Source organism: Bacillus sp. S71, from assembly GCF_016625265.1.
In the GTDB taxonomy this organism is placed as follows: Bacteria; Bacillota; Bacilli; order Bacillales; family Bacillaceae_G; genus Bacillus_A; species Bacillus_A cereus.
Genome location: NZ_JACVUW010000002.1, coordinates 83,317 through 96,603 on the forward strand (window position 1 = coordinate 83,317; position 13,287 = coordinate 96,603).

The window sequence follows — 13,287 nt, forward strand, 5'->3', positions numbered from 1 at the left end:
TTTCAAAGAAAATAACTCTTTTTATTTTTATAATTTGCCTGTTCGTTTTTCAAAATTAAATGTGATAGGAAGATTGGAAGAAGAATTATCACTTTTAAATGTTACTTTCCATTCTTTAGTATGGGCTTTAATTTCAAAATTAAGAAGATTCATCGCTCTACGTTTATCTATTTCTAAAAACATATTATGAATTTCTGGTTCTTGCTGTAAATTAAGAGCCTTTAGTGTGACTGTTAATGTGAAAAAATTTTGCCCTTCATATACTATTTTTGATATTTTTGTTTTTTGTGTATTTAACAGTATATAAAAACGGTCTGATGGAGTTAATTGTACAGAGTCATCAGTAATTTCATTCTCGCTATTATAAAGTTCAACTAAGAAAGATGTACTATGGGAAGAATGTTTTTTGCTTGTAATCTGTAATTCAGTAGGAATCATCGGTATTTCATAAAAATCATTCCTTATTATGTTATTGTAATCCTCTGAAAATTTACGGACTTCTTTTGGAAAAGAGTCTTCTTGTGTACTTAAAAAAGTTTTATGTTGCTTTGGAGTTTTTTTACTAAAATTTAATGTTTCTTTAAAGTAATAATTGGATCCAGTTAAAAATAAAAAACTACAAATTAATAAAAAAATTCGATACGGATTTTGAAAGTTAAAGAACAGTAGTATACATGTAATAAATCCAATTACATAGAAAATAAAGATAAGTAGTTCTAGTTTTGAGTGAAAGGAGAAACCATAATTATGAAAAAATTTCATTCCAATTATAATTTGAGCTCCAAAAAACAAAGAAATTCCAAATTGAAAAAATAATAAATCAGGCCCTCTCTTAATAACAAAAGTAATGAACGAAATGAAAAGTAAAAATACCCCTAAATAAATTGTTACATTTAATAATCGATCTAATGTAAGCATGAATAGTTTCCCCTTTAATAGCATATTCATATATAAATAACAATTTTATATAATTATAATATAACAATAAAATATTTTAAATGTTGGAAGTGTTGAGTTTTATAAATAAACTGTACAGACACAAACAACCTCAAGCCCACATACACATAATAAAGACCACTATTTTGGCGGAGGTGAAAGGTTTGAGTCTATTCGCCGCAATTGGATATATGGTTCGAGAAGTGTTTGTCTTTGTTTCTTATGTGAAAAATAATGCGTTTCCGCAGCCGTTATCATCAGATGATGAGAGAAAGTACTTAGAGTTAATGGAGCAAGGTGATGCTCAAGCGAGAAATCTTTTAATTGAACATAATTTACGGCTTGTAGCTCATATCGTTAAAAAATTTGAGAACACAGGAGAAGATGCAGAAGATTTAATTTCAATTGGTACGATCGGGCTCATTAAAGCGATCGAGAGCTATTCAGCAGGAAAGGGAACGAAGCTTGCGACGTATGCAGCACGCTGTATTGAAAATGAAATTTTGATGCATTTACGTGTACTAAAGAAAACGAAAAAAGATGTTTCACTTCATGATCCGATCGGGCAAGATAAAGAGGGCAATGAAATATCGCTTATTGATATATTAAAATCAGAGTCTGAAGATGTAATTGATATGATTCAGCTTAGTATGGAGTTAGAAAAAATTAAAGAGTATATCGATATTTTAGACGAAAGAGAAAAAGAAGTGATTGTGAAACGTTTTGGACTTGGGCTAGATAAGGAGAAAACACAGCGGGAAATCGCTAAGGCGCTTGGCATTTCTAGAAGTTACGTATCACGGATCGAAAAGCGTGCTTTAATGAAAATGTTCCACGAGTTTGTAAGGGCAGAGAAAGAGAAAAAAGCGAAAGAGTAAAGTGTATTAGAAGCAGCCATATTTTAAAATAGGCTGCTTTTCTTATTGTAAATAAGAAAAGAAAACGCGTTATGCTAAGAAGAAATACATGTTCACTGTTGAAAATGACGGATTCTATCTGTAATATTAGAAGGTGCTAAATAATTTAAGAATAATACCATACTTAGTTTTCTGTATGTATAATAAGGCTGCTTTATATGATATGTGGGAATAAGAACCAATTTTACGTATGATATAGAAAGAAAATAAGGGAAAACTAAAGTTATAGACTGATTAGGGGGTTTCGCAATTTGCGACGTACATTATATCGACTTATGATAGAACTTACAAATGGTCGCTTTACTTCTTATATATTACGTAAATTTGCACAATCTCGTTTGAGCTCTATCATTATTCCATCGTATGCGAAAGTTTTTCAAATTAATCAAGATGAGATGGAAAAGGGTTTGAAGGAATATAGAACATTGCATGAATTATTTACGCGTAAGCTAAAAGAAGGAAAGCGTAGTATTGATACAGATGCATCGAGTATCGTTAGTCCTGTTGATGGTGTTTTTGCAGATCATGGTCCTATTGAGGATACAAAAACATTTGACATTAAAGGAAAGCGCTATTCAATTGTGGATATGCTAGGTAATGAAGAACGTGCAACGCGATATGCAGGCGGTACATATATGGTAATTTATTTGAGTCCAAGTCACTATCATCGCATTCATAGTCCGCTTTCTGGTTCTGTGACTGAAAGATTTGTACTCGGTAGAAAATCGTATCCGGTAAATGCAGCTGGTATGGAATACGGGAAAGAACCGCTGTCAAAAAATTATCGTTCTGTTACAGAAGTAAGCAGTGATGGCGAACATATGGCTCTTGTAAAAGTAGGGGCCATGTTTGTTAATAGTATTGAGCTTTTGCATGAGAGAGACACTGTTCAAAAAGGTGAAGAAATGGCATACTTTACATTTGGTTCAACAGTTGTGTTATTGTTTGAAAAAGATATGATAGAAGTAGTGCAGGAATTAAAGAGTGGACAAGAGCTGCGTCTTGGTGAAAAAATAGCTACTCGATTAGCTCATAAATAAAGAAAAGCTTTTATAACCGTAAGTAAGAGTTATGGGCAAAGATACTTAATGATGAAATCCCCTAGATGGGAGTACTTGTTTATTCGAGAGCCATCGTAGGATGGCTCTTTTTACAGGGCATTCAATAATGTATCCTGTAACTGTTTGATTGGTACGGGCTGATTAAACTTTCACTTTATATGTAATCAAGAAGATTTGACAAGCTTGTCCTCTAATGAGCGTCTAATGATTTCTTGTTTTATAAGTAAAATGAAGTCGGGATTTAATTTTAGTTCTTTTGCTTTATAATAAGACTCAGTGAGTAACTCAGTGGATAACTGTTCCATATGTTTTGTTTTCAAGGTGAGTCACCTCCTAATAATATAAGGATTGATTCGTTGATGCATTTAATGTACCAAAAAAGTATGACAGTCACAAACGAGTGGTTATCCACATACCTAGGTGGATAAAGTGTGTATAGTTTGTTAGTAAATTCCAAATTAACTGAAAGATTAATGTGGAAAATGTGTACAATTTTATCCACAGGTTATATATCGAAAAATGTTGTCGAAAAATTTTATGAAAAATCCTCAAAGAGGTGAAAGAAATTGAAGCTATTTTTACCAAATGAATACGTGAAAAATGTATATCATGTTCAACCAGAAGATTTAAAAAAACGTGGGATTAAAGGTGTTATTACTGATTTAGATAACACTTTAATTGAATGGGATCGTCCAAATGCAACCCCGCAACTTGAAGAATGGTTCTTAAAAATGAAAGAGCAAGGCATCCAAGTAACGGTTGTTTCAAATAATAATGAGCAACGTGTAAAAGATTTTGCTGATCCATTAGGTATTCCATTTATTCATAGTGCACGTAAACCATTTGTTCGAGCGTTTAAGCGTGCGATACAAGAGATGCATCTGCAGGCAGAGGAAGTTGTAGTAATTGGAGATCAGTTACTGACTGATGTGCTGGGTGGAAACCGAGTAGGGCTTCATACAATTTTAGTTGTACCGGTAGCACAAACGGACGGATTAGTGACGCGCTTTAATCGAAAAATTGAACGAAGAATCATGAAAAATATGAAGAAAAAAGGTTTAATTAACTGGGAGGAATAAAGTTTGACTGAAACAATTAAATGTATTGGTTGCGGTGTAGAAATTCAAACAGAAAATAAAAACGAAGTGGGGTATGCTCCTACCTCATCTTTAGAGAAAGAACAAGTCATTTGTCAACGTTGTTTTCGCTTGAAGCATTACAATGAAATTCAAGATGTATCGTTAACAGATGATGACTTCCTACGCATTTTAAATGGAATTGGAAAATCAGATGCATTAGTAGTCAAAATTGTAGATATTTTTGATTTTAATGGTAGCTGGTTACCTGGCTTACATCGTTTCGTAGGAAATAATAAAGTATTACTTGTTGGAAATAAAGCTGATTTAATTCCAAAGTCAGTAAAACATGATAAAGTAAAGCATTGGATGCGCTATAGTGCAAAGCAGCTAGGATTAAAACCAGAAGATGTCTTTTTAATTAGTGCAGCGAAGGGACAAGGAATTGCTGAACTAGCAGATGCTATTGAGTATTATCGCGGCGGCAAAGATGTTTACGTTGTTGGATGTACGAATGTAGGGAAATCGACATTTATTAATCGTATGATTAAAGAATTTAGTGATGAGACTGAAAATGTAATTACAACATCTCATTTCCCAGGAACAACACTGGATTTAATTGATATTCCATTAGACGAAGAATCTTCTTTATATGATACGCCAGGTATTATTAACCACCACCAAATGGCTCATTATGTTGGGAAGCAAAGCTTAAAGCTTATTACACCAACAAAAGAAATTAAGCCGATGGTATTCCAATTAAATGAAGAACAAACGTTATTCTTTAGTGGATTGGCACGTTTTGATTATGTAAGTGGTGGTCGTCGTGCGTTTACTTGTCACTTCTCGAATCGTTTAACAATCCATCGTACAAAGCTTGAGAAAGCAGATGAATTATATAAAAATCATGCTGGAGATTTACTAAGCCCGCCAACACCAGAAGAATTAGCAAATATGCCTGAGTTAGTGAAATACGAATTTAATATTCGTGAACCAAAGACGGATGTTGTATTCTCTGGATTAGGATGGGTTACTGTGAACGAACCAGGCGCAAAAATTGTTGCACACGTACCAAAAGGAGTAAGTGTTTCACTACGTAAATCTTTAATTTAATATGGAGAGGGATTTATGAAACAATTATATGGTGTAATCGGAAATCCAATTGGACATTCATTATCACCCGTTATGCATAACGATGCATTTGAACACTTGAATATGGATGCCCATTATCATGCATTCCTTGTTGAAGAGGAAGCGCTAGGGGAAGCAGTAAGAGGTTTAAAAGCATTAGGTATTTCAGGATTTAATGTAACAACTCCGCACAAGGTTGCTATCATGGAGTATTTGGATGAGATTGATCCATTGGCAAGGAAAATCGGTGCAGTAAATACAGTGGTTCATAAGAATGGAAGGTTAATTGGCTATAACACAGATGGAATTGGTTTTGTTCGAGCGCTGCAGTCAATTAGTAATGAACCACTTCAAGGGAAACGTATTTTGTTACTTGGTGCAGGTGGTGCTAGCCGAGCTATTTATTTTTCTCTTGCTGATGTAGGTGTAAAAGAGATTGATGTAGCCAATCGTACAGTAGATAAGGCGAAAGAACTTATTGCTGCACGTACGGCCGATGTTAATTCTGTTGCTTTGTCGTTAGAAAAAGCGACAGAAGAACAAGGAAATTATGATATTATCATTCAGACGACAACGATAGGTATGCATCCACACGTCGAACATACGCCATTACAAATGTGTTCGTTAAAAAAAGGAACGATTGTATCAGATATAATTTATAATCCATTTGAAACGAAAATTTTATGTGAGGCAAAAGAGCAAGGTGCAATCATTCACAATGGTATTGATATGTTTGTTTATCAAGGAGCACTTGCATTTGAAATGTGGACAGGACGTGTACCAAATATTGATCGAATGAAACAATTAGTTATAGAAAAGCTTGGAGGCTAACATATATGTTAACAGGAAAACAAAAAAGATTTTTACGTGCACAAGCACATCATTTAACACCAATTTTTCAAGTAGGAAAAGGCGGAGTAAATGAAAATATGGTAAAACAAATTGGAGAAGCGTTAGAAGTTCGTGAACTATTTAAAGTGAGTGTATTACAAAACTGTGAATTTGATCGCCGTGAGGTTGCGGAAGAACTTGCAAAAGGTGCACGTGCTGAAATCGTTCAAGTAATTGGAAGTACAATCGTTTTATACAAAGAATCAAGAGAAAATAAACAAATTAAGCTTCCTCGATAAAAAGATTAGCATGCGCTATTTTTTATCGCTGATGCGTAATGATGTAGAGAGCGAAACCAATTGAACTTTTATTAATAGCAACTCTCTTCGTTCCTAACCAAGGAGAGTTGCTGTATGTAAAAGGAAGGGGCGTTTCTTTTGAGGAAAATTGGCATCATTGGCGGTACATTTGATCCGCCTCACTATGGACATTTGCTAATTGCAAATGAAGTATATCACGCTTTGGAATTGGAAGAAGTATGGTTCTTGCCAAACCAGATTCCGCCACATAAACAAGGACGTAATATTACAAGTATAGAAAGTCGTTTACATATGTTAGAGCTTGCGACTGAGGCAGAAGAACACTTTTCTATTTGTTTAGAAGAGCTAAGCAGGAAGGGCCCATCTTATACGTATGACACTATGTTACAATTGACGAAGAAGTATCCGGATGTGCAGTTTCACTTTATTATCGGTGGGGATATGGTTGAGTATTTACCGAAGTGGTATAACATTGAAGCTTTACTTAATCTTGTAACATTTGTTGGAGTTGCAAGACCTGGGTATACATTGCATACACCATATAAGATTACTACAGTGGAAATTCCGGAATTTGCAGTTTCTTCATCCTTATTACGTGAGAGATATAAGGAGAAGAAAACGTGTAAATATTTACTTCCTGAAAAAGTACAGGTATATATCGAGAGGAATGGGTTGTATGAATCGTGAGAATGCACTGCATATTGTCAAACAACAAATGCATGAAAAACGTTATATACACACAATTGGTGTAATGGAGACAGCGATTGAGCTTGCTAAGTTATACGGTGTGGACGAGAAAAAAGCAGAGATGGCAGCTATATTCCATGATTATGCGAAATGTAGAGCAATTTCAGAGATGGAAGAGATTATTAAACGTGAAGATTTGCCGAAAGATTTACTTTGCTATAATAAAGAGTTGTGGCATGCGCCTGTTGGGGCATACTTAGTAGAAAAAGAGGTAGGCATTACGGATTCTGAAATATTGCAAGCTATTACATATCATACAAGTGGTCATGAGAACATGACGATGTTAGATAAAGTGATTTATGTAGCTGATTACATTGAGCCAGGGCGAAAGTTTCCAGGTGTGGAAGAGGCTCGTAAACTCGCATATACGGATATAAATCAAGCTTTATTATTTGCCTTAAAGAGAACAATTCAATTTTTAATGGAAAAAAATCAGACGATTTATCCATTAACATTCCAAACATACAATGCAGTTATCAAGGAGGAAATGAGTAAATGAACGATAAAGATTTATTAGTGTTAGCGGCAAAAGCAGCTGATGATAAAAGAGCAGAAGATATGGTTGTCCTAAATATGCAAGGTATTTCACCAATTGCAGATTATTTCATTATTTGTCACGGTAATTCAGATAAACAAGTGCAAGCAATTGCACGTGAAATTAAATCAAAAGCACATGAGTTCCAAATCGACGTACAACGTATGGAAGGTTTTGACGAAGCACGTTGGGTATTAGTTGATCTTGGAGATGTAGTTGCCCATGTATTCCATAAAGATGAGCGTAATCACTATAATTTAGAGCGTCTATGGGGCGATGTGCCACGTGAAGATATAACAGAAGAGCTAGGCCAATGAAATACGAACAATTTGCATTGTTGTACGACGAACTGATGAATGATGTCCCTTATGATAAATGGGTAGAATTCACAGAGGAAAGCCTGCAGCAGGCAGATATGAAAGAGGCAAAAATTCTTGATGTAGCATGCGGTACGGGTAATGTAACCCTTCCGCTTGTGCAAAAGGGTTACGATTTAATAGGTGTCGATCTTTCAGAAGAAATGTTAACAGTCGCTCAGCAAAAACTAGGAGGAGAGGGATACTTTATTCCTTTTTACCAACAAGACATGCGAGAGCTTGATGTTCCAGGTGAGTTTGACTGTGTCACTATCTTTTGTGATTCATTAAATTATGTATTGCAAGAAGATGGAGTACAAGAAACATTTAGAAGAGTGTTTCACCATTTGCGTCAAGATGGTTTGTTTTTATTTGATGTACATTCTTTATATAAAATACATCATGTATTTCAAAATGAAACGTATACAGTGAATGGAGAAGAAATATCTCTTATTTGGAATTGCTTCCCTGGTGAAGAATCAAATAGTGTAGAGCATGATTTGACATTCTTTGTTCAAGATCCGGAAGAAGATGTGTACCATCGGTTTGATGAATGTCACGTGCAACGTGCATATCAAGTGGAAGAGTTAACGAAATGGCTTGAAGAAGCAGGTTTTACAGTTCTTCGTGTAACAGGTGATTTTGAGCGACTTGAAGTTACAGAACAAACAGAGCGTATTTTCTTCATGGCGAAGAAAAACGGATAAAACAAATAAAACAAAAGCAACCGAGAAGGTTGCTTTTGTTTTATAAAGAAGATGTATTTTTAGTTCTAGCATAATCTGAAGATCGTATGCGTAAAGTGTGGGAATAGTAGTTGAAGTGAAAATGTATTGTAAAAAAGTAAGTATTTATAAAAAGGATTTGGAATGAAAATGACGTATTTATTATGTGTGTTTATTGAATTGCTGATCAACGCATTCTAAATCTTCATCAAATTTTTCATGTGTTCGCTCGATTAACTTATGGAACATATCTCCAACGTGTTCTTCTAAAACCCGAATGCCTTCCCCGGTAACGCCGCCTTTCACGCAAACCTTTTCTTGTAAGGTAGGTAATGTGAAGATTTCTTTTTCAAGTAATTTCCCCATCCCCACGACCATTTCACTTACTAAAGTAGTAGCCTCTTCGTGTGTAATATTTGTTTTATCTACAGCAGCGTTAATGAAGCATTGTAGTAAATAACTAAAGAAAGCAGGACCGCAACTTGCTATATCAGATGAAACACGTGTTATATCTTCTTCTATTACAAGAGGTGTAGAAATATTTTTGAATAGACGAAGTAGTTTTTGTTGCCATTCTTCAGAGCAATTATTTCCAAATGTAAATAGTGAGGCGCCAGAGAGGGCGCGATTTGTGATACTTGGAATGATACGTGCGACGTGGCACGGTACGAGAGTCTCTAATTGTGATGGAGATATTGGACTTGTAATAGAAACTAAGCACGTTTCATCAGAAAAATGTTCAGCGTATTTTTTTAGGATAGGGTATATATCTATCGGCTTAACGCAAATAAAAATAAGTTGTGATTGTTCGATTACTTCCGGGATTGTTTTTGCTATATGAACAGAAGGGTATTTTTCTTTTATGTGATATGCTTTGGCAGGCGTCCGATTAATGATTGTAAGGCACGAAGGTTTGACAGCACGGGTTTCTAAAAATGCATCGATTAGTATATTCCCCATGTTTCCTGTCCCTATAATTCCTATGTTCAAAGTTTCATCCCTCCTTCGTAACAGCTTTCTCCTAAACAATATGAATGATGTTATAAATTTATGATTAGAGGTGTAAAATGATGTGGGATTTTCCGAAAAAGTGGTTAGGTTTAGTAGCTATTATTGGAACTTTACTTTTTCTTGTTTTTTGGAAAACGAATCAGAGTGTAGAACGAACGCCTATTACAATGAATGTGCAAGAGAAGGAGATAGAAAAAAAGGGTAAACCGAAAATATCGGATACAAAGGAACAGAAAAGAACAATTATAATTGATGTGAAAGGAGCGGTTAATAAAGAAGGGGTATATGAAATGAAGGAAGGAGATCGCGTAAAGGATGCGGTTCAAAAGGCTGGTGGTTTTTTATCAGAAGTAGATATGAAAAAAGTGAATTTAGCACAAATTGTACAAGATCAAATGCTTCTTTATATACCGAGTAAAAATGAGCCAGAACAAGGGATGTTTACTTCTTCTAAGGAAGATGGCAAGATTCGAATAAATACAGCAGCGAAAGAGCAATTGGAAAAAATTACAGGGATTGGCTCTCGAAAGGCAGAAAGTATTTTGAAATATCGAGAAGAGCATGGTCCGTTTCAGAAAATAGAAGATTTATTAGAGATTGATGGGATTGGTGCGAAGTCTCTTGAAAAGATAAAAGATCAAATTATTATTCCGTAAAAGATTGACGAAGTTTTTCTTCTTTCGCTACACTACAAGTAGACAAAAAAGTAGGTGAAAAATATGGAACGAATTTCATGGGATCAATATTTTATGACGCAAAGCCATCTACTATCGTTACGTAGTACATGTACAAGGCTTGCGGTAGGAGCGACAATCGTTCGCGATAAACGAATTATTGCTGGTGGATATAATGGTTCGATTAAAGGTGGCGTACATTGTATAGATGATGGTTGTTACGTAATCGATAATCATTGTGTTCGGACAATTCATGCCGAAATGAATGCTTTATTACAATGTGCCAAGTTTGGTGCGAAAACAGAGGAAGCAGAAATTTACGTTACGCATTTCCCTTGTTTACAATGTTGTAAGGCAATTATTCAAAGTGGTATTACAGCGGTTTATTATGCGCAGGATTATAAAAATCATCCATACGCCATAGAGTTATTTGAACAAGCGAATGTAACAGTGAAGCACGTTCCGCTAGAATATGATATCGCTGCATTAGAGGAGCAAAAACGTTATACGGAGTTAAAAGAATTATTTGCGTCTTTAGAAAAAGATAATTTATCAATGGAAGAATTACAGCATGTATTCACGAAAGCAAAAATGATGCTATAAGGAGTGAGTATAAGTTGCAGGAACAATGGGGGTATGTTGCAATCTCGTTTATAATAGGGATTGCAATTGCCTTTTCCTCGTCACTTTTATTGATAGTTTTTTGCCTCTTTTTAAATGGTTTCTTCTGTTTATATCGCACTTCGCGTAAAACCTTCTTTTTTTGCATTGTAGCGTGCTTTAGTGGCGCTATATACACTTCCTATGTTCAAGGGTGGAATAAGTCTCTAGGAGAGCCCTATGGAGTTACAAGAGGGGTTATACAAAACACACCGCTTGTTAATGGAGATCGCCTATCTTTTCAGTTTGAAGATCACAATAAAAATATAGTGCAGTTAAGTTATAGAATAAAATCAGCCTTGGAAAAGGAAAAAATGCAACAATTATACGCAGGGATATCATGTGTATTCGAGGGTGAGAGGAAAGAACCGCAAACAGCTCGGAATTTTCATGGTTTTAATTACCGTGATTATTTATACAAGCAACATATTCATTTCACATTTGAGGCTGCATATATTTCTGAATGCTATAAAACATCACTGTCGCTCATGCAACGGATTCTCCTTTTGAGGCAACAAGTAATCTCGAAAGTTACAGAGATGTTTCCAGAGCAATCAGGTGCTTTTATGAATGCGTTACTATTTGGTGATAGACAACAAATGACGTTTGAAGTGGAAGAGCAATATCAACAGTTTGGTCTTGTACATTTGTTAGCAATTTCAGGTTCGCACATTGTATTGTTAATGGTGATAGTATATTTTATTTTGCTAAGAAGTGGTGCGACGAGGGAGGTAGCAACAATTTGCCTTATCATTTGTATTCCTTTGTATATGGTTTTAGCAGGGGCGTCACCCTCTGTTATAAGGGCTTCTATAACAGGAGTTTTGACGTTGATTGCTTTTATGTGCTCGATTCGTTTATCTAGTTTAGATGCTTTAAGTGTAACAGCTATATGTATGCTTATATATGACCCTTATCTTGTTTTTAATATTGGATTTCAGTTTTCTTTTGTAGGTAGCTTCGCTTTACTTTTGTCTGCTCCGTTATTGTTAGTGAGTAGCAACGGAGTAATCCGAAATTCTATTTATATTTCTATCATTTCACAGCTCGTTAGTACTCCGATTTTGTTATATCACTTTGGTTATTTTTCTCCATATAGCATTTTCCTCAATCTTTTATACGTTCCGTTTTTATCTATCATTGTATTACCATGTAGCGTTATTATTTTACTGTGTATGCCAATTGTCCCGTTTCTCGCAAAAGGATTTGCGGATGTGTTATCAATAGGCTTGAGTATGTCTAATGTTTTTCTAAGTTATTGTGAAAGTTTACCATTTAACCAGCTTATTTTCGGGAAAACGTCCTTCAATCTTGTAGCTGTATATTGCGCGAGTATTGTCAGTATATTGATGGTTTGGGAAAGGAGAGCGCCGAAAAAAATGGTTTGTATAGTTGTGAGTATATTTCTTTTTATTAGCACGTGTCATTATGTATATCCATATTTTAGAGGAAGTGGAAGTGTAACATTTATTGATGTTGGACAAGGTGATGCAATATTAATTCGCCTTCCGTATGATAAAGGGGTTTATCTTATTGATACAGGTGGAACGCTTCGTGTCAATAAGGAAGAGTGGCAACAAAAAAAGCATGAATTTTCTGTTGGAAATGATGTTTTAATACCCTATTTACAAAAAGAAGGTATTAAAACAATTGATAAATTAATCGTAACGCATGGAGATGCAGATCATATAGGTGCTGCGCAAGAATTATTATCATATATACCTGTAAAAGAAGTTGTATTTGGCCGAAAGGGAAAAGATGCAGTATTAGAAAAAGTAGTAAAGAAACAGGCATTAGAAAAGGAAATGAAAATAACTGAAGTGGGGGAAGGGGAAAGTTGGAGTGTAAATGAAGCTGAATTTTTCGTTTTAGCTCCAAAAGGAAAAGAAAAAAGTGAAAATAATGCTTCAATTGTAATATGGGCAAAATTTGGAGGATTGACGTGGCTATTTACAGGCGATTTAGAAGAAGAAGGAGAGCAGTTTTTAGTATCTGCGTATCCAGATTTGCGAGTAGATGTTTTAAAAGTTGCTCATCATGGAAGTAACACGTCATCTATAGAGTCTTTTTTGAACGTTATACAGCCCCGTGTAGCGATTATATCTGTTGGTAAGCAGAATAGATATGGACACCCACATAAAGAAGTGATAGAGCGTTTGGAGAAGATGGGGAGTGCGATATGGCGCACGGACAAGCAAGGTGCTATTTCCTATGTTTTTAAAGGGGAAAATGGAACCTTTCAAAGTAAAATCACATACGATAAGACATATAATAGGTGAAAAAGAGAAGACTGCCATGAAGTGGCAG

Annotated in this window: 16 protein-coding genes; 13 read left to right on the forward strand and 3 right to left on the reverse strand. The window is 35.1% G+C overall.

The window, feature by feature from the left end; translation table 11 throughout:
• Positions 1–27: 27 nt before the first annotated feature.
• Positions 28–948 (reverse strand): hypothetical protein, encoded by a 921-nt coding sequence (locus tag IBT51_RS03815; RefSeq protein ID WP_088022816.1) that lies wholly within the window; start codon positions 946–948, stop codon positions 28–30.
• Between the two features lie 152 nt (positions 949–1,100).
• On the opposite strand from IBT51_RS03815, the gene sigK reads away from it, so the two are divergent.
• On the forward strand, positions 1,101–1,814 hold the full coding sequence (gene sigK, locus IBT51_RS03820) for an RNA polymerase sporulation sigma factor SigK (RefSeq protein WP_000051382.1): 714 nt from the start codon (positions 1,101–1,103) through the stop codon (positions 1,812–1,814).
• A gap of 290 nt (positions 1,815–2,104) precedes the next feature.
• Positions 2,105–2,893 (forward strand): phosphatidylserine decarboxylase, encoded by a 789-nt coding sequence (locus IBT51_RS03825; protein WP_001255000.1) that lies wholly within the window; start codon positions 2,105–2,107, stop codon positions 2,891–2,893.
• Positions 2,894–3,078: 185 nt separating this feature from the next.
• On the opposite strand, the gene sda is transcribed toward IBT51_RS03825, so the two are convergent.
• Positions 3,079–3,234, reverse strand: a complete 156-nt coding sequence (gene sda / locus IBT51_RS03830; RefSeq protein ID WP_000850094.1) for a sporulation histidine kinase inhibitor Sda — start codon at positions 3,232–3,234, stop codon at positions 3,079–3,081.
• A 246-nt stretch (positions 3,235–3,480) separates the two neighbouring features.
• On the opposite strand from sda, the gene IBT51_RS03835 reads away from it, so the two are divergent.
• From IBT51_RS03835 to IBT51_RS03870, 8 genes are all read left to right on the forward strand, one after another.
• A complete protein-coding gene (locus IBT51_RS03835; protein ID WP_000765307.1) occupies positions 3,481–3,993 on the forward strand; it encodes a YqeG family HAD IIIA-type phosphatase in 513 nt (170 codons plus the stop codon).
• Positions 3,994–3,996: 3 nt separating this feature from the next.
• Positions 3,997–5,103 (forward strand): ribosome biogenesis GTPase YqeH, encoded by a 1,107-nt coding sequence (gene yqeH, locus IBT51_RS03840; protein ID WP_000140807.1) that lies wholly within the window; start codon positions 3,997–3,999, stop codon positions 5,101–5,103.
• A gap of 15 nt (positions 5,104–5,118) precedes the next feature.
• Positions 5,119–5,952 (forward strand): shikimate dehydrogenase, encoded by an 834-nt coding sequence (aroE, locus tag IBT51_RS03845; RefSeq protein WP_200458074.1) that lies wholly within the window; start codon positions 5,119–5,121, stop codon positions 5,950–5,952.
• A gap of 5 nt (positions 5,953–5,957) precedes the next feature.
• Positions 5,958–6,251, forward strand: coding sequence for a ribosome assembly RNA-binding protein YhbY (yhbY, locus tag IBT51_RS03850; protein WP_000955227.1), 294 nt, complete (start codon positions 5,958–5,960; stop codon positions 6,249–6,251).
• Positions 6,252–6,389: 138 nt separating this feature from the next.
• The gene (gene nadD / locus IBT51_RS03855; protein ID WP_001226037.1) at positions 6,390–6,959 is read left to right on the forward strand and encodes a nicotinate-nucleotide adenylyltransferase; all 570 of its coding nucleotides are present in this window, start codon (positions 6,390–6,392) and stop codon (positions 6,957–6,959) included.
• A complete protein-coding gene (yqeK, locus tag IBT51_RS03860) occupies positions 6,949–7,518 on the forward strand; it encodes a bis(5'-nucleosyl)-tetraphosphatase (symmetrical) YqeK (RefSeq protein WP_001078478.1) in 570 nt (189 codons plus the stop codon). Before nadD ends, yqeK begins: the two co-directional genes overlap by 11 nt.
• Positions 7,515–7,871, forward strand: coding sequence for a ribosome silencing factor (gene rsfS, locus IBT51_RS03865; RefSeq protein ID WP_000998173.1), 357 nt, complete (start codon positions 7,515–7,517; stop codon positions 7,869–7,871). Before yqeK ends, rsfS begins: the two co-directional genes overlap by 4 nt.
• The gene (locus IBT51_RS03870; RefSeq protein ID WP_000873069.1) at positions 7,868–8,617 is read left to right on the forward strand and encodes a class I SAM-dependent methyltransferase; all 750 of its coding nucleotides are present in this window, start codon (positions 7,868–7,870) and stop codon (positions 8,615–8,617) included. Before rsfS ends, IBT51_RS03870 begins: the two co-directional genes overlap by 4 nt.
• Before the next feature lie 180 nt (positions 8,618–8,797).
• Here the strand turns inward: IBT51_RS03870 and comER are convergent, their stop codons facing one another.
• Positions 8,798–9,625 carry a late competence protein ComER gene (gene comER, locus IBT51_RS03875; protein ID WP_053563635.1) on the reverse strand — a complete coding sequence of 276 codons (828 nt, stop codon included), beginning with the start codon at positions 9,623–9,625 and terminating at the stop codon, positions 8,798–8,800.
• Between the two features lie 77 nt (positions 9,626–9,702).
• On the opposite strand from comER, the gene IBT51_RS03880 reads away from it, so the two are divergent.
• The 3 genes from IBT51_RS03880 (at position 9,703) to IBT51_RS03890 (ending at position 13,259) form a co-directional block, all read left to right on the forward strand.
• Complete coding sequence (locus tag IBT51_RS03880) at positions 9,703–10,302, forward strand: helix-hairpin-helix domain-containing protein (RefSeq protein WP_053563636.1); 600 nt, start codon at positions 9,703–9,705, stop codon at positions 10,300–10,302.
• Between the two features lie 63 nt (positions 10,303–10,365).
• Positions 10,366–10,923, forward strand: a complete 558-nt coding sequence (locus IBT51_RS03885) for a ComE operon protein 2 (protein WP_000439773.1) — start codon at positions 10,366–10,368, stop codon at positions 10,921–10,923.
• Positions 10,924–10,937: 14 nt separating this feature from the next.
• Positions 10,938–13,259: a DNA internalization-related competence protein ComEC/Rec2 gene (locus IBT51_RS03890; RefSeq protein ID WP_088022813.1), complete on the forward strand. Its 2,322-nt coding sequence runs from the start codon at positions 10,938–10,940 to the stop codon at positions 13,257–13,259.
• The last annotated feature ends 28 nt before the right edge of the window (positions 13,260–13,287 follow it).

Coding starts and splice junctions, on each gene's coding strand:
- IBT51_RS03815 (WP_088022816.1), bottom strand. CDS start 948: ATGAATATGCTATTAAAGGGGAAACTATTCATGCTTACATTAGATCGA.
- aroE (WP_200458074.1), top strand. CDS start 5,119: ATGAAACAATTATATGGTGTAATCGGAAATCCAATTGGACATTCATTA.
- yhbY (WP_000955227.1), top strand. CDS start 5,958: ATGTTAACAGGAAAACAAAAAAGATTTTTACGTGCACAAGCACATCAT.
- yqeK (WP_001078478.1), top strand. CDS start 6,949: ATGAATCGTGAGAATGCACTGCATATTGTCAAACAACAAATGCATGAA.
- rsfS (WP_000998173.1), top strand. CDS start 7,515: ATGAACGATAAAGATTTATTAGTGTTAGCGGCAAAAGCAGCTGATGAT.
- IBT51_RS03870 (WP_000873069.1), top strand. CDS start 7,868: ATGAAATACGAACAATTTGCATTGTTGTACGACGAACTGATGAATGAT.
- IBT51_RS03880 (WP_053563636.1), top strand. CDS start 9,703: ATGATGTGGGATTTTCCGAAAAAGTGGTTAGGTTTAGTAGCTATTATT.
- IBT51_RS03885 (WP_000439773.1), top strand. CDS start 10,366: ATGGAACGAATTTCATGGGATCAATATTTTATGACGCAAAGCCATCTA.